Annotated in this window: 13 protein-coding genes; 1 reads left to right on the top strand and 12 read right to left on the bottom strand. The window is 50.8% G+C overall.

All coding sequences use genetic code 11. The features are described from left to right. Window positions 1–193 precede the first annotated feature (193 nt). Window positions 194–685 (top strand): photosystem II cytochrome c-550, encoded by a 492-nt coding sequence (gene psbV / locus ACM1PF_RS30080; RefSeq protein WP_416670038.1) that lies wholly within the window; start codon window positions 194–196, stop codon window positions 683–685. Between the two features lie 196 nt (window positions 686–881). On the opposite strand, the gene ACM1PF_RS30075 is transcribed toward psbV, so the two are convergent. From ACM1PF_RS30075 to ACM1PF_RS30020, 12 genes are all read right to left on the bottom strand, one after another. Then, complete coding sequence (locus ACM1PF_RS30075; protein ID WP_416670037.1) at window positions 882–2,633, bottom strand: LIC_10190 family membrane protein; 1,752 nt, start codon at window positions 2,631–2,633, stop codon at window positions 882–884. A 66-nt stretch (window positions 2,634–2,699) separates the two neighbouring features. Next, on the bottom strand, window positions 2,700–3,608 hold the full coding sequence (locus ACM1PF_RS30070) for a glycosyltransferase family 2 protein (RefSeq protein ID WP_416670035.1): 909 nt from the start codon (window positions 3,606–3,608) through the stop codon (window positions 2,700–2,702). A gap of 22 nt (window positions 3,609–3,630) precedes the next feature. Beyond that, window positions 3,631–4,812: a mandelate racemase/muconate lactonizing enzyme family protein gene (locus tag ACM1PF_RS30065; protein WP_416676860.1), complete on the bottom strand. Its 1,182-nt coding sequence runs from the start codon at window positions 4,810–4,812 to the stop codon at window positions 3,631–3,633. Window positions 4,813–4,865: 53 nt separating this feature from the next. Further along, window positions 4,866–6,329 (bottom strand): lipopolysaccharide biosynthesis protein, encoded by a 1,464-nt coding sequence (locus tag ACM1PF_RS30060; RefSeq protein WP_416670033.1) that lies wholly within the window; start codon window positions 6,327–6,329, stop codon window positions 4,866–4,868. Window positions 6,330–6,349: 20 nt separating this feature from the next. Next, a complete protein-coding gene (locus ACM1PF_RS30055; RefSeq protein WP_416670031.1) occupies window positions 6,350–7,444 on the bottom strand; it encodes a glycosyltransferase family 2 protein in 1,095 nt (364 codons plus the stop codon). Window positions 7,445–7,471: 27 nt separating this feature from the next. Further along, window positions 7,472–8,773 (bottom strand): glycosyltransferase, encoded by a 1,302-nt coding sequence (locus tag ACM1PF_RS30050; protein WP_416670029.1) that lies wholly within the window; start codon window positions 8,771–8,773, stop codon window positions 7,472–7,474. A gap of 58 nt (window positions 8,774–8,831) precedes the next feature. Next, the gene (locus ACM1PF_RS30045) at window positions 8,832–9,791 is read right to left on the bottom strand and encodes a glycosyltransferase (RefSeq protein ID WP_416670028.1); all 960 of its coding nucleotides are present in this window, start codon (window positions 9,789–9,791) and stop codon (window positions 8,832–8,834) included. A gap of 42 nt (window positions 9,792–9,833) precedes the next feature. After that, window positions 9,834–11,312 (bottom strand): NAD(P)/FAD-dependent oxidoreductase, encoded by a 1,479-nt coding sequence (locus ACM1PF_RS30040; RefSeq protein WP_416670026.1) that lies wholly within the window; start codon window positions 11,310–11,312, stop codon window positions 9,834–9,836. Between the two features lie 128 nt (window positions 11,313–11,440). Next, window positions 11,441–12,487 (bottom strand): glycosyltransferase family 2 protein, encoded by a 1,047-nt coding sequence (locus tag ACM1PF_RS30035; RefSeq protein WP_416670025.1) that lies wholly within the window; start codon window positions 12,485–12,487, stop codon window positions 11,441–11,443. 709 nt (window positions 12,488–13,196) lie between these two features. Next, the gene (locus ACM1PF_RS30030) at window positions 13,197–15,215 is read right to left on the bottom strand and encodes a serine/threonine protein kinase (protein WP_416670024.1); all 2,019 of its coding nucleotides are present in this window, start codon (window positions 15,213–15,215) and stop codon (window positions 13,197–13,199) included. A 204-nt stretch (window positions 15,216–15,419) separates the two neighbouring features. Further along, on the bottom strand, window positions 15,420–16,391 hold the full coding sequence (locus ACM1PF_RS30025; RefSeq protein WP_416670022.1) for a cation diffusion facilitator family transporter: 972 nt from the start codon (window positions 16,389–16,391) through the stop codon (window positions 15,420–15,422). Between the two features lie 343 nt (window positions 16,392–16,734). Beyond that, a complete protein-coding gene (locus tag ACM1PF_RS30020) occupies window positions 16,735–17,088 on the bottom strand; it encodes a DUF1257 domain-containing protein (protein WP_416670021.1) in 354 nt (117 codons plus the stop codon). Window positions 17,089–17,212: the final 124 nt, after the last annotated feature.

Raw genomic sequence — 17,212 nt, 5'->3', positions numbered from 1 at the left:
CCCATATCATATCTTTTTGATTTTTCAGCCATGATTGATGCATTTGGTCAGCCCCACTTTTTGCCGCAGGAGGAGCCTCATTCTCCTGGAACCTGGAACAGCGTTCTGGGGTGGTCAGACTGAGAGAGATTGAGCCTCGCTGTGTTGACTCATGTTGAACTTCCGATAACTGAGGACGTTTTCAAGGAGAACCATGTTTAAGAAATACATCTGGCTTGTTGCGATCGCGATCTTTTTTGCTTTTCAAACCTTTGTGGGTGGGGCGATCGCTGCTGAAGTGGATGCCGCAACCCGAACCGTAACATTGAATGACCAGGGAGATACGACTGTCCTCAGCCTACAACAGGTTTCTGAGGGAAAGCGTTTGTTTAACTACGCTTGTGGACAGTGCCACGTTGGAGGAATCACTAAAACTGATCCAAACGTCGGGCTTGATCCAACGACGTTAGCCAAAGCAACGCCACCTCGTAATAACCTTGAGGCGTTAGTGGATTATATGCACAACCCCACTACCTATGACGGAATGGAGCCGATCGCCGAACTCCATCCCAGCACTCAAAGTACCGACATCTTCCCCAAGATGCGGAACCTGACGGAGGATGATCTGGTAGCGATCGCCGGACATATCCTGATTCAACCCAAGGTGGTTGGACAAAAGTGGGGAGGCGGCAAGATCTACTACTAGGGCTGGTAAATTAATTAACCTGAAAAATCACATTTGTAGGGGTTTGGCACTGCCAGGCCCCTTTGGTTTGTCCTGCCCTCTTACTGATACCGATTCCAATTGTTTGTGGAGCAGATGGGATTTTGTAAGGGCGCACAGCAGTGCGCCCCTGCCAGGATTTGCAACTTCTGCCAATTAAATTGGTATGATTAATCTCCTACTGAACCCGTTGAACGAATCCCGCTCTCAGTCCCCGTTCTGGATCGCGGAACGTGATATCCTGCCGCACGCCATAGGCACAGGGAATATCTGTCGCCCAGCACAACGCTTCATCCAGGGGCAGGCGGTAGGGAATGTCGTTGATTTGCGTCTGCGCCACGGGAACTTGCTGCATCGGGGGGGGAATCAGGAGCTTGACAAGATTGCTGCGGACACTGCCTGCTGTGAGGAGGGCTGCCAGGAAGAGGGGAGTCAGGGTATGTAGTAGGGGGTGTTTGAAGGCTTTGAGCGGCAAGGGAATTGACCCATGCGGCTGATGGTGCGATCGGTGCGTCAGGTAAAGGACGATCGCCAGGCTGGGAGTCATGAACAAATAGGGCAAAAGGAAGCGGTTGAACGGCGAAGTCAGCATAAAAAACGGAATGCCGATCGCGCTGATCACCACTGGCCAAAGCAACTCATAGCGGCGTTCTGACCAGGCGATTTTTCCAACATACCCACTCAGCAGGGCAGATAACCCAATCAAAAACGCCATCGCCCGAAACGTATGCCCCTCATTCACCCACTGCCAGGCCGCCCACAACCAGGGATGAATTCCATCCGGGGGCGTACCGTACCAGGTGAGCCAGCGATGGGTGTCGTTTGCGACGGACTGAAGCGTTTCGGCATCATGGGACCAGGGCACATCAAAGCAGACCGCTGTAGAGGGATACAGTAAGCATCCAGAAGTCAGAACGTTGACAACTAGAAACGGCAAGAGCAACGCCATCACAACTCCTACTGCCGTGAACAACTGCCGCAAATTCAAGCCGCGATTCACGACAAGGTGATTGACCCCAAAGTAAAGCCCTGCTCCCAGGAAGATGGGTAGACCAGTCAACTTGAAGGACAACGAGCCAGTTGCCAGAAACAGAGGCACGATCAACCCATTAGAGTGAGAACGAACGGGCGGCGAATCAACCGCTGATGCTTTGGAAGCTGGAGCGAAGGCGTTCAAGTTCAGAAGCATGGCCCAGGCCGTTGCGCCGACGAACAACAGCACGGGCAGGTCTGGAGAGGGGGAGATCAGGATGGTGCGGGATGACTGCAAGAAAAGATGAATCAACAAAATTAAGCAGTAATAAACGGAGATGAATTGATCGCCTATGCGTCCCCGTCCTGCGATCAGATAGTTCATACACACACAGAAATGTAGGGCAGCCAGCAGGTAGGCAAACCCATTCGTGACCGCACTGACTCGGGCTTCCAGGATTGCCGGGTTAAAGGGGGCAGCCAGGGCAAACCAGGCGGAGGTAAAGCCCAAATTCTCGAATAACAGCGATAGACCTCGAACCGTGCCAAACCGATTTAGCCATTGCACCGAGCTATAGTGATACAGTCCCGTATCCATCCAGGTGACTTCCTGGGCCGTAATGGCTGCGATCGCCACTACCAACGCCAAACCGCCCATGAGCTTTTGCCTGGAGAGGTGATTAAGGCATTGAGTGATATCATGCCGAGTTTGAACCTGAGTGAATGCCAGCGTACAAAGAATCAGCGCACTGACCGCACCGACGATCGCATTGACGGGAAGCACGATCGATATGCCCAGTAACACGACTGAAATGACGATCATGCCGATCCATTCTGATAGAATCCAACGATCGCCCCATCGGTCAAAACTGTCTACTTTTAAGATGCTCAAAGTGCCGCTGCCGATGATGCCGCAGATCACCAGCAGGAGAATCCAAACAGCAATGAAGTAGAGCATTGGCGTGATTCCTTTGAGTGAGTGTGAGCGTGAGTGTGGGAGTCGGAAGTCGGAAGTCGGGAATTGTCAGGCCCAGTGGAGTTGTTTGTTGGGCTGGTGCGATCGTTCTTTGAAGAAGCCAAGGACGTTGGCAAGCTGGGAGAGGAAGAGGAGGAGTGCCAGCAGGAGGGCGGGTTGCCCAGACGATCGCCCAAAGGGGTAGGTTAAAAGGCTGGAGTAAAAAGCGAAGGGTTCAACTTTGAGCTGATCCTGGTTGCGCTGGGAGCGGATTTGATGGAAGCAAAAGGCTCCTCGTCCATAGTTGAAGTGCTGTCGCCAAAAGCTTTTTAAGGTGAGATGGTGGGCATGCTGAATCTGGACTTCTGGGGCGTAGAGCATGGTGTAATTGTGGTGTAGCCACCGATCGCAGAATTCCCGATCTTCTCCGGCGGCCAGGGGAAAACTGGTGTCAAATCCTCCTAATTCGTGGAATCGGTGGGTTGGCATGGCGAAATTGTTGGAGGCAAAGAAGCTCGATCGTCCTGCATCCAGATTGAAATAGTCGTACAGGTAATCAATCAAAATTTGGCTGGCGGTGGAGTAGAGGTTGTGGGGCAGGGCATTGAGCGTTTGTCCCCCAATCAAGCAGTCCGGCGTAATAGCAAATTTAGCTTCTAGTTGCGTCAGCCAGTTGGGCAAGGGAGTGCAGTCATCATCGGTGAAGGCAAGATACTGTCCCTGGGCTTTGGCGGCTCCAGCATTTCGCGCTTTGGCAGGGCCAGAGTTAGCCTGACGGATGACGGTTAAGTTTAAGGATGACTGAAATGGAGCCGCGATCGGTTCCATTGGGCTGGGACTGCCATCATCCACCACAATCACTTCAAAGCGATCGGACGGATAGTCTAGCTTGGAAATGGCTTCTAAACACTTCTGCAACCGTTCAGGACGATTGTAGGTGGGAATAACGATGGAAAACTGGAGAGATTCTGGATTCATGATCGAAAAACCTTCCTCGGATCTATACTCGCTTTGTCTTTCGCAATGCTGCTGGATCAATCTGAATGCCTAATCCAGGTTCTGTCGGGACGGACAGTGAACCATCTTTCACCATGAGATCAGGGGTAAACCAGGATTCTGGTTTTTGGGGTCTGGCATTGTACTCCTGATAGTCAGTGGGTAAACAAGAGGCAAAATGAAGCATATAGATCGGATCTACCCCTAGGCGAGCATTATGCATAGCAATCGGAATCTTGGCTGCTTTGGCTGCCCGAACCACACGCATTGTGCGAAGAAATCCACCGTTGTAAGTTAAGTCAGGTTGAAGAAGATCCACCGTTCGATGTTTCATCATCCACTGAAAGCGGGGCAAACTGGTTTCTTGTTCTCCACCTGCAACGGCCATTGACAGTGCATCTGCCACCTGCTGAGTGTCTTCCCATTCATCAAATGGGCAAGGTTCTTCAAAAAAGGAGACTCCCTCAGACTCCAGAAATTTGCCCACTTCGATCGCCGTCGCCGCATCGTAGGAACCGTTGGCATCAGCGTAAATTTCCATTTGATCCCCGTAGGTTTTGCGGGCAAGCTGAATCAGTCGCTCTGTGCGTTCGGGCATGGCATCAGCATTGTTACTCATCCGCCCACCAATTTTAAACTTGACGGCTTTGCACTGAGTTTCTGCTAACCGTTGCCCGACCCAATCCACTTCTTCTTCTGGTGTCGTATCGCGTCGCAAACTGGATAAGTAGACCGGAATCTTAGAGCGAATCATCCCACCCAGCAGTTCACCGATCGGCTGATTTGCCACTTTCCCTAGCAAATCCAGCAGGCTATACTCCACCCATGCTACACAGCACCACAAAGCTAGCCCTGACAGCTTATAGTTCGATCGAAAGGTGTAAACCCCATCAATCAGCGATTCTAAATCCCTGGCATCTTTGCCCACGAAATACGGAATCACTAACTCCTTTAGGATGGGATAAAAATATTTGATGCGTTCATGGGCAACGGCAAGTCCAACTCTGCCATCTGTAGAGCGGGTGCGGATGAAGTACAGTCCATCTTCCCCCCGCCTGTGAAACACCGGAATTCCTAATACGGTTCGTTCAAGGTGCAGCAGTTCGATCGAAGCGATGCGAACGGGTGAGGATGAGATCTTAGGATTTAGAAGAGGCGAGGAAGCCTTGAGAGAAGCGGGTTGCATGGTTGGCAAGGGATTTGTTAACGAATAATCAAAATCTAACTTCAACGCTCAATTCAGGCATTCTGGCGTTGTGATCGAGACAGGGCTAACTGCACGAATTCCAACAGTTGTTGAAAGAGTTTTGGGGAAAGCAAACGAATTGTAATTCCATAGACCAACGTTCCAACCACAATTCCAGTTCCTAACGTGACAATAGGCAAAACTCTATCGCCTATCCACTGCTTTGTAATCAGAATGACAACTGCCATGACCAAAGAACTGACCAGAGGTGCAACAAACTGCCGCAAATAGGAAATCAGAGGAACATGAATCAGACGGCTGACAGCCCATTGCCCGACTGGAAACACTAAATACCCTCGAATCACATAGGCAAATGCTACTGCCACGATGCCCCATTGCACTGCAATCAAGAAGCTGATCGGGCTGATGACTGCGTTTAATAAACCCAACCACAAGCGCCAGGCGGGTTTCCCCATCGCCAAGAACACAGATGATTTGAAGTGAGTTACCGCACGAACAATGCCCATGAACGCCAATATTTGCATAACTACGATCGACGGTTCCCACTGATCGCCAAACATCAACAGAATCAGTTCGGGGGCTAAGACTGCTACGCCTAAAAAGGTGGGAAAGGCAATCAAGCTAGTGAGTTGAGTAACAGTGTAGAAGGCATTGCGGAAGCGATCGAGATCGGTTTGCAAACGAGCAAAGGAAGGAAGTGCAACCTGGTTGCTGGTATTGACCAACAGTTGGGTTAAGACTCCCAAAATTCGGTAGGCGATGCTGTAATAGCCCAGGGCCACCGTCCCCAGGAAGTACCCAATCAAAAAATCATCAGCGCGAGTATTGAAAAAGCTGAGGAAGTTGAACGCCAGAATATTGACTCCAAACCCCCAAAGCTGCCGCAGGTGGGGAATCGAAAACCGAAATCCGGGTCGCCAATCGCTGGCAAACCAGAGGGTAGAAACGCCGACGAGTTCCTGTACCACCTGCTGGCCCACCAGACTCCAAACCCCCAAACCGTATAGAGCCATTCCCACACCTACGACTCCTCCCACAATCGTCCCCAATAACCAGCGAAAGGCGATCGCTTTGAAGGCAAACTTGCGCTCCAACGTGGCCTGCTGCACACCGCTCAGGGAGTTGATGAGAAAAACAATCGATAAACCGCGTAGCAGGGGAGCTAATTGGGGTTCATTAAAGCCGATCGCCACCTGATTTGCTGTGCCCAGGGTCAGGGCCGTGAGGATGATACCAATCCCAAAATTGATCCAGAAGGCGGTATCCAGGTGTTCTGGTTCCAGGTCTTCTCGCTGGATTAGGGCTTGGGCAAATCCCTGGTTTAAGAAGATTTGCATGAACGCCAAAAACACATTCGCCAGGGCGACCAAACCAAAGGCTTCGGGTTCCAGTAGCCGAGCCAGGACAAAGAAAATGATCAATGCCCCAGCCTGGCTACCCCAGTTTTGGATGGCTGACCAAAGTACACCTTTAACTGCCTTTTGTTTGATGCTCATGCTTTGCGGTTCGCTGAAGGTTAACTTTGGGAAGATACGGTTGAGGAAACGGGACTGGAAATCTCGACTGTAGAACGGGGAGTGGATTGAAGCTGAACAGCATTCCGGCGTTGAATCCGGGCATGGCGATCGGTTAAATATCGATTCAGCTTATGTTCAAACCAGGCCAAGGCTCGGGTGAGAAAGCGATTGCCCACCCCAAAGGTCAAACTCCGAACAAAGGGTTCGATAATCGTGCCGTAGCGTCTCCAGCCCAGTTTCTTGTACTTGGTTTGGAAATAACCATCCTCCGCTAGGTTCCACTTATCCCGCAGGCGGTGCAAGCTTCCCAGCGTCCAGGCATCACTCCAGCGCAGCATATAGTAATGTAAATCGCTCCACTCCAGGGGTGGGCCTGGAACATAGGTAACGATGCTGGCGGGTTCAAAGTAAACTGTACCACCAGCTTCCCGAACGCTCATGCAGAAATCCAGATGCTCCTTGGTGTTGAGCATTTGTTCATCGAGCTGTTTGAGCTGGTCGAAAATCGCAGTTCGTACCAGGACACAGTGGAATTCAGCTAACTCCGTTTCAGTGCGTTCGAGCTGGGAACGGAGTTGCTTCACCTGATGCCCCTGCTGATACATTTTTTCTCGCAAGCGTCGTCTGCCCGTGCGATCGACCCAAACATGGGACTCGCCTCCAGCAAAGTGAACTTCTTCGTGGATGGGTTCATGCTGACACATCAATGGCCCCACTACGATCGCATTAGTTTCTTCAGCACATTGCACCAGTGCTTCTACCCAGCCAGGTGTCACCACTACATCGTTGTCAATAAATACCACATAGGGGGTTTTGACCTGGGCTAATCCCAGATTGCGCGCCTGATTGGGATAAAGATAGTAAGGGGTACGAATTAACTGGAACTGCTTTGCCTTCGCCTGTTCTTCTAAGTATCGTCGCACCTTGGCTGGGGAATTGCCATCAACATAGACCAGCTCAAAGGGCATGGTGGTATGCGCGTAGATACTTTCTAAGGATGCTTCAGTGCAGCTAAATCGTTCGCGGGGAACGACTACGATCGTAACTTGAGGACTAACTTGGGGCGTAACTTGGGGTGTTTGGGAATCACTCATTTTGAACTTTATCCTCCTTCAGGTGTTTCACACTTCCGGTAAGGGCGTTTCACGAAATGCCCCCGATACAGACGATTGGGATAGATCCGATCGCATGATCTGCTGGTAGAGGGCAACCAGACGATCGTTCAACCGTTGAATATCATAGTGTTCTTCCACAAAGGCTCGACCGGCTTCACCCATTGCCACCCACCGTTCTGGATGCTGAATTAAATTACCGATTTTTTCGACCAGGGCAGCCTCATCGCGTTCTGGAACCAGAAAGCCAGAGATCCCGTCCTGCACCAGTTCTGGAATTCCGCCATGAAAGGTGCTGACGACCGGAAGCCCCATCGCCATTGCCTCCTTTAGCACATTCACTGGAGCATCCTGATTGCCATCCTGAGCCGTGACGCTGGGGGCGACAAAAATGTGGGTGCGATCGAGTATTGCAATTAAGTCTTGCTGGCGTTTTTGACCGACGAGCTGAATCCGATCGCCCACTCCCAATTCAGCAATTAACCGCTCAAAGTGGGTTCTGAGTTCCCCCTCACCGACAATGGTGTACTCCAGGTTGGGATGGGTTTCCAGCAGCTTTGCCACAGCCCGAATGCTGTATTCAATCCCCTTTTTCTCCACCAGTCGTCCCGTTGTGGCAATCCGGATCACCCCATCTTCAGATGGGTAGCGGGGACGGTAGGCAAACCGACGGCAATCTAAACCGGAACCGTGGACGCTAATCCGGTGGGGATCACATCCCAGTTCGATCGCCCGCCGTTTAAAGAACTCGCAGTTTGCCAGGAAGAAATCCCCTTGCTGAAACAATCGAGCATAGATCCGATCGCCCCGTTCTCGGACATAGGTGCTGATGTCATAACCGCGAAAGGTGGTGATCAGTTTTCCTTGAATCGCACCAACCTGACGCAGGGGCAAACCAGTCAGCCCATCAGTACCAAACTGAGCGTGGATAATGTCATAGCGGGTTTGCTCCAGGGGGCGATTCACAAAGGGCGTAATGGCATAGATCAGCCACAGCGATGCCGCACGGCTGCCATACTGAAAAACATTTAGCGATCGTCCAACCAGTCCAGGTTGCTTCAGAGCATTGTTGTAGAGTAGATGCAGCCCTTTTAGCAGACGAGCGATCGGATTTTGGGGAATCGAGGGAATGTAGTAGGTATGCTCCAGCAAACGATAGGTTTCCACATCGGGATGAACGTTTTCCGTATCGCCAGTGACATGGGCGTAAATATCAACCTGATGACCTCGATCGATTAATCCAGTAATGAGGTTGAGAATGAAGGTTTCCGATAAGACCGGAAATTCCCAGACAATAAATGCAACTCTCATAACGGTTTAATGTTCCTCCAAACGATCGCAGTCCGTCATTGATTTCTACCCTTAATCCTTACCCTCTAAAGGATTGTCCCCCCAACTTTAACCGCAGCATTTCCCAGGCACTGACATATCGCACCAGAATCATCACCCAGGCAACTTTCAGCTTTTGATCCAGGCGAGGTAGACGCGGATCGAAGAGCGTATTCCAGATAAAGGACACAGGGGGCACAAGGTTCTGAATTAACGTCCGGCTGAACTGGAAATGTCGCTTCAGGCTGGAATGGGACTGGAGTTGCTGGAGGTCATAAATGCCGCCTGCCAGACGAACGGTGCGTTTGTATAAATCAGAGTAGGACGATCGGGCGGGATGCGCCACCTGCACATCGCTGGCAAACTGCTGGGAATACCCGGATTGGTAAACTCGTTTACCCCACTCCAGATCACCACGCGCCTTTAGATATGGATTAAACGCTCCCACCTGCTCAATCACCCGTTTGAAGGTAAACACATTGGCAGTGGCTCCACCTTGATGCTCCTTCAGCAGTTGCTCCTGGGGGAAGGCCGTGACACTTTCGTAGAGCGCGACGGGCGTTTCCCGGTTTTCCTCAAAGAACATCTCGATTCGCCCTACCACCAGTCCACAGTTCGGCGTTTGGGTTAAATACCTGACCCCCTGCTCAATCCAGTTTAGGGCTGGAATGCAGTCTGCATCAGTAAAGGCAATCACCTCCCCCTGAGCCATTGAGATGCCTTTGTTTCGAGCTGCATAGGAACCTGGTGTCAGCTCTTGGGAAACGATCGCCTGAGGGCAGGCAGCCACCACTTGAGCAATTTGAGCCTCGGAATCAGAGCCATTATCAACCACGATCACTTCATAGCGATCGGATGGATAGGTTTGCTGCTCCAGAGCCTCCAGGCATCGTTGGAGCCGAACGGCATCGTTGAAGACAGGAATCACAACCGAAACAAAGGGCGTTGCGTCATTCACTGCTGGGGATTCCGCGATCGGCTGAATTTCGCTGCGAATCATAGGCATCTCTCGTCTATGGGGGAGGGCAGGGTCAGAGGGGAGTCAGGCTTTAGAGGCGGCGGCTAACAGCGTTGCCTGATCCTTTTCTTCTGGACTCTTCCATTCCTCTTTGGTGAACTCTTCGTGGTAAGACCGTTCGGTATTTACACCCCACAGATCATGGGTTTCGCCGATAATGTTCTTGGCTGCCAGCAGTCCTGTCAGCATGGAATGATCCTGGTTATTATAGCGGTGCATTCCATTCCGTCCGACGGTTTGCAGGTTTTCAAAGGTTTCCAGATAGTCTTGAATCACTTGCAGGTGTTGGCGGTACTCACCGTCGTAGACCGGGTATGCCTTGCGCTGACGAATCACCACCCCATCTTCGAGATCTCCCGGATGTACACCAATCTTGAGGGCGATCGCCTCTTTCCCTGCCAGGCTAATTAGATCAGCGTCAGACATTTCCCAAATCGGGTCGCCTTCACTACAGAAATATTCCATACCCAGGCAGGTTTTTCCCTCTTCTGGAACCATTGCCGGACTCCAGTTTTTGAAGTTCTGGATACGACCCACCTTAAACTCTGGGCTGTGAATGTAAATCCAGTTGTCGGGGAATAGATTGTCCCGATTCACAATCAGCGACACAATTAAGAAATCGCGGTACTTCAAGCCTCGTGCCGCTTGCATCACATGCTCCGGCGGCTGGGGATCAAGACGATGCAGCAAAGCAGTAACGGGCATACTGGAAACAAAGTGATCGCCCGTCAGCTGAATCAGTCGATCGCCTTGCTTGGCCGTAATACTCTTGATCCGTTTGCCTTCTCGTTCAACTCGCGTCACTGTGGTGTGCAAGTGAACATTCGAGCCACGTTCCTCCAGGATTTCCTGACAGCGTTCCCACATCATGCCCGGCCCCAGCAGAGGATAGTCAAACTCCTTGATCAAACTCTTGGCGTTCTGGCTGCCGAATACTGCATTGATCACGGCCCGTTTGAGTGACATTCCCTGAATTCGTTGGGCGGCCCAATCTGCCCGAATTTTGTTACAGGGAATGCCCCACACTTTTTCCGTGTAGGTTTTGAAGAAGGTTTTGTAGAGGCGTTCGCCAAAACAATCCGTCACCCATTCCTCAAAGGTTTCCGGTTCAGAGGGATTGATCCGCGCCTTCACTTTGGCCTTGAGATAACTCATCAGTACCAGAAAGCTCGGAATAATTCCCAGATTGGAAACGGTATTGAGTAGCGACAGGGGATAGCTGTAGAACTTGCCCTGATAGTAAATCCGGGACAGGCGGGGAACCTTGATGAACTCATCCCCTAAAATTTCTTTCCAGATTTGCTGTACTTCACTAACCTTGGTGAAAAACCGGTGCCCGCCAATATCAAAGCGATACCCCTTATAGGTTTCAGTCCGAGAAATGCCGCCGACCCGATCGGCCTGTTCCAGTACAACTGAAGGAATCCCATGTTTGCTGAGTTCATAACCAGCGGTCAGTCCTGCCGGTCCTCCACCAATAATTACTACAGGTTGACTTTGCATGAATACCTCCAAAAAATTCTCGACTAAACGCTAAAGCATGTGAAGCCTTAGAAAAAGCGACCAGGATAAGCGTGATTTAGTTTGAAGCCTTAATCTGAAGCCTTAAATCACCTGATTCACTGAATAAGTTAAAGTCTGGCGATCGTGGGTAGATGTGCCGTATTACCCATGCGGCTAAACCAGTGATACCGTACTGTACCCATAGCGAACGCTAATCCACCGTAAATAAAGTACAACCAGTGCCAGGGAATGACGCAGAGCGCGAATAGAAAACCACGCTGCTGATAGAAGAACTGGTAAACCGACCCGTTAATGCATAAGAATGCCAACGTGAAAGCAAGGGTGACTGAAAACACGCTTGGCCACAGGAGTCCGAAAGCGAAAGTCACCAGAATGCTGTATGCCAATATTAAACTAATCCGACTGGACGTTTTTAGATTCAGATCATTGACAAATTGGCGATCGCGCCAGATGAGTTCTGACCAGGGCAGGGCCCGATAAAAAAATTCAGCCTTCAACAGTGAAAGCGGCTCCCAGCGTTTCAGATGCTTGACCTGTACCGTTTTACAAAGCTGAATTTGATGTCCGGCACGTTTAAGTCGATAGCCCAACTCAATGTCTTCTACCGATGGATAGCGGAACCGTTCATCAAAACCGCCGATTTCCAAGAAAATAGAGCGACGAATGGCTCCACAGGCTCCCCAAAACGTGGAGGCTTCCTCATGGGCGAGTTGATGCGTATAGTGATGAAACAAATTCTTGTACTGAGACAAGAAATTGGATTCCCCCGGTGCATCATCATAGGAGCCAATCAGGGCAGCTAAATTAGGCTGCTTCCCAAATATATCGACAATTTGCTGCAACGTGTCTGTGTGCAAAGTTACATCTGCATCCATGAAGAACAAAATATCTCCCGATGCCATCTGCGCTCCAGCATTGCGAGCCCGCGCCGGCCCTCCCGCAGACGGAAATCGCAGCACCTTGGCTCCCGATGCTTTGGCCCACTGCCAGGACTGATCGGTGCCACCATCCACTACAATGATGATTTCCTGAGCTAAAGCAGCCCATTGCTCAAGGCTAGCCAGACACTGGCGAAAACGCTCCCCTCCATTATGAACTGGTATAACGATCGAGACTGTTGCTTGAACAGGCTGGATTGAGTCGTTTACATCCATCAGCTTTAGTACCAGAAACAACGAACAACACGTACACAAATTGAAGCTTGAATCAATTGGAACTAAAAATCACTGAAGTCTAATCAGTTTGCATTCCAGTTTGCATTAAAGAACGAGCGAACATAAAGCCCGCCTACAAGCAGCAATTCGGCATCTGCTAAATTCTGAGAGAAATACCCAACCTAAGCAACACAGGGAAACTTATCAGGCTACTACGCCAGAGGATGTTGAAACAGTCTGAGTTGTCTGGGTATAGGGGAATACATCCGCTGTAGCCTGACAAGTCAGTTGACTGGAACGAAACATTGCCATGAGTCAAATCAACCCTTGTCAATGAACATTGAACCCGCCCAGTCAATTACTCAACTTCATTAACCTTCACCAATGATAAAGTGCATAATTCTACTGAACATGAGAAGCCTTTCATGTTCATAGTTTCTTTACGCCGATCGCTAATCTAGACAGATTATTGTAAAGTTTCCGTAAAACTGTAATCCATATTAGATTGAAGCGAATCTATCTTTGGAGAGATGGAACAAAGACTTTAGAGTGTTACTGAGCATACCAGCGAATTAAATCGCGAGTCCAACAGGAACGATCCCGCGAATTTGATAGTCATGTAAAAATCGTACATTTCCGCGAATTCGATAGTCATGTAAGAATCGTACGTTGCTTCTATCGATCGCCAGGAATTGGAATAATCAAACCTCTATCGATCGCCGGGGATCGGAACAATCAAACTCGGACTGGAGGATGACCGTTCCTCAATCGGCGGCACAGGATTGCGATCGTTTCTGTTTAGTGGCAGATCAAATTCAGGGGTCTGCTCCTTAGGAGCTTTATCCGGTTCAACGGTGGGCAGACAATCGATAAAGTTAGCATCTGCCACAAAGGTTCCCCCACTGGCTTCACACAACTCTGCATAGGTTTGACAGGCCGTTCCACCGTTGTTTCCGCCACTGGCCCGGCACTGATCGTAGGCGGCAGCCAGGGTTAATTCCTCTTGATTTTGGGCCGCTTCCTGGGCAGCTTGTTCGCGTCTGCGTTGTTCCTCTGCTTCGATCGCCGCAATCTGGCTGTTGGCTGTTCCACTCATCTCTGAGGCACGATTTTGCCAATAGGGAGTCGTGAGCGCATTCAGTTTTTCCCTGGCTCCATACCAATCCGCCTGCTCCAGAGCTTGTTCCACCTCCGTAAAAGCTGTCTCGTTGGCAGCCCATTCGGTTTGCCATTGCTGCACCGTTTCCTCACGATTCTGGCTGCGGGCAATGGAGTCAGGAATGACCTGTAGAAGCTCGATCGCTTCCCCTAATTCACCCCGCTCTTGATAGAGGGCAGTGGCCTGCTGGAGTAAGGCATCCGACCATTCGACTATTAAAGCCTGGGCTTCCTGGCTGGCGGTACTCTCAGCAGGAACCTGAATCGCAGCTTGAATGGCTTGAGCAAAATCAGAATTTGCCGCCTGAGTTTTTGCCCGATCGAGCAAGCCCGCCGCACACTGATTGACTACAGTTTGAACCGCTTCTAACCTCCCTGGAATGTCCTGAGCCTCGCTGATGCAATCTTCGTATCGCCCTTCTGCTTGCAGTTCTTGGGCAGTGGCTAACCGGGTTGTAGCTTGCTGTTGAAACCACCACCGGGCGATCGCTGACCCCGTGAGGGCACTCATGATCAGAGCCGCAACCGTAATGCCGAGCCAGCGCAGCCAGGGCTTATTCACAGGCTCAGCCGGTGCAGGTGATGCGGGAGGGGGCATCACAGGTAGCGTTGCCATCGCCGATCGCCGTCCTGGGGCAAGCTGCTGGGTCGGGTAAAGATTTCCGGTCGGATTCAAATGTCCGGTCGAGGCAGCGGCAAAAGATGGGGGAACCGGGTCGAATTCTGTAGGGGGCAGGGTGGTCATGTCTGGCAGCAAGGCGAGCCATTCCTGAATTGACTGGGGGCGATCGGCGGATTCCACTGCCATTCCTGTCAAAATGGCTCGATTCGTCACTTCGCTAATGGCAGAATTCAGCCGTCGAGGAGAATCATTTGGATCAGAACCATGCCGTGCCAGGGAATAGGCCCTGATTTGGGCATCTTTGGGCACTTCTCCCGTCAGTAAAAAGTAGAGGGTTGCCGCCAGTCCATAGACATCCGAATAGGCTCCTCGCCGGGCTTGATACTCGTACTGCTCGATCGGTGCGTACCCGTTGGACAGGATGGCCGTATGAACCTGAGTCGAATTTGGCGTAAACTCGCGGGCAATTCCCAGATCCAGCAAGACTACTTCTGACCGCCCTACCCGCAGCATAATATTTTCCGGCTTCACATCTCGATGGAGCAAGCCGTTTTGGTGCATTAGCGTCAGCGCATCCCCCACCTGGTGAACGTAGCGCAGTGCTTCAACCTCCGACAGCACACCCTGGCGTTGCACCCGGTTACACAAATTTTCCCCAGCGATGTACTCCATCACCATGCACCATAGCCCCCCTTCCTGAAAGACTCGGTGAATTTTGACGATGTGGGGATGGGCGCATTTCGCTAACCACAGCGCCTCATTGACGAAATCCTGCTGAAGTTGCTCAAAGCGTGGATCCCGCTTTGCCGTTTCATTGAGGGTTTTGATCACCACCGGCTGTCCGATCGCATCCTTAGCCAGGTAGGTAATCCCAAAGCCGCCAACGCCCAGGATCCCCTCAATGGTATACTTGTCTGCCTGTAATCTTTGTCCAGTTCCCCAAGACATGGTCTGAGCCAATAAAGCTAAGGTACTTAAAGGTGGGTTGACCGTTGTTCGTTCATCCCGCGATTCGATCTCTTCGGAAGTTTAGCAATTCTTCAGCCAAATTGATTTTTCTTTGACTCAAATCTTTTTAAAGATGCACCCTCATCCACCTTTAACTTTGGCCCGATCGATCTCACCCGGCAAAACTGAAGACTCCATTCACTCTCATAACGAGTCAGAAAATTGCTGATTTAAAAGCTCCAGGGTTTGCGGTTGCGAGAGATTGATTAAAGGGATGGGGGCAGGAGCGGTGAGCTGTAAGAAAATTTCTTGAATGCCAAATTCCTGTTGTAGCGAGGTCTTGATCTGTTGCAGCAGCCGATCGCGGACTGCCCCGGAGGGAATCTGCACGGTGAGATGGGCCATCAGGGCATCCTGACCCAGGGCGATCGACCAGATCCGCAGTTGCTGAATCGACTCTACCCCTTCAAATCCAGCTAAATGCGTTTGAATTTGCGTTAAATCCAGGTGAATGGGCGACTTCTCTAGCAGAATATGCAAACTTTGCCGAATCAGGGGAATCGCACCCAAAACAATCAATATTGCGACCCCTAAACTGGTCACGCTATCGGCCCAGTTCCAGTTAAATTGCCAAACGACGATCGCAGCCAGGATCACCCCGATCGCACTGATGGCATCGGCAACCATGTGCAGAAATGCGCCGCGCAGGTTGAGATCCTGTTGACTGCCACTGTGCAACAAAAAAGCGTTGATGCTATTGATCACAAATCCCACCACTGCCGTCACCAGCATGGGGATGCTTAAAATCTCTTCCGCTGGTGATCCCAGGCGGCCCAGGGCTTCCCAGCCAATCCAACCCGACACAACCAGGAGTCCTATGCCGTTGGCCAATGCAGCCAGGATTTCAATCCGGCGATATCCGAAGGTTGCTTGCACTGATGCTGGAAATCTGGCAATCCAGGAAGCCAGCAAGGCGACTCCCAATGCCAGAGCATCCGACACCATATGCCCCGATTCAGCGATCAGAGCCAGACTGTGGCTCATCCAACCTACGCCACCCTCAATCCCAGCCAGGCTAATGATCAAAAGTAGAGCGATCCAGAGCGATCGCATCTTGTGGCTCGCTGTGGAAGATGTGTGGGAATGGAAGCAACCCGCGTGACAGTGATGATACATACCGTGTCGAAATCAGTTGACCTGAATCAGTTGACCTGAATCAGTGGAAGCAATTCTGTAGACTAAAGTTCCCTACTTCAGTTTTCGTCCTATCGATCTTAGGGGAAATGGGGCGCAGGGTAAAACTGAATGCAATTCTTCTCAATTTACGTCAATAGGATGCTCCCGGCTAAAGCGGACATAAAAGGCTAAAACAGCAAAAAGCTGTCAGTGATTAGCGATCGAATCCCCAGCTTCTTAAGGTCTGGATCGGTAGTGCTAATCACTGACAGCTTGCGGACTAGAAAACGGGCTAACCCGCTATGGTTGGATTAACCCGTCAATTTGGGAACGCTGAGAGGGACTACTTTTGCAGCACCAGCTTCACGTTAGCGTTCTGCAAGCCAGGACGCTTGACTTCAGCCAGAGTCTTGTTCACAGCATACTTTTGGTTAATGGAGTTGATCAGTTCAGTCTGATTGTGCTTTTTAGCAACGCCCCACAGATCAGCGATCAGGTCGAAGGAGCCATCTGCATTGCGAGACCAGCCCAGATCATATTCGCCTTCGAGAACAGCAACGATGTCTGAACGAACGCGCTGACCATTGTAGCCACGAACATCAGCTTCAGTCTTGACAGTGATGCCCAGGTCACGCAGAGAGGACTTCAGGATTTCTGCATCAGTGATCTTGGTGCGAAGAGTGCTAAAGTGAGACATTTTAGGATTTCCTCCTGTAGAGAAGTTGAGAGAAACGACAACAGTTTAGGTGTGAGAGTGCCGTACAGTTTGGCGGTTGGAATGCCAACAGTAGCGGCTGTTTTGTTGAACTGCTAGCCAGGGA

Origin of the sequence: Egbenema bharatensis FJBBOT/2019 (genome assembly GCF_048077055.1) — a bacterium.
GTDB classification, from domain to species: Bacteria; Cyanobacteriota; Cyanobacteriia; order Elainellales; family Elainellaceae; genus Egbenema; species Egbenema bharatensis.
Note: the sequence above shows the minus strand (reverse complement) of the source record. Positions and strands in the feature narration are given on the sequence as shown.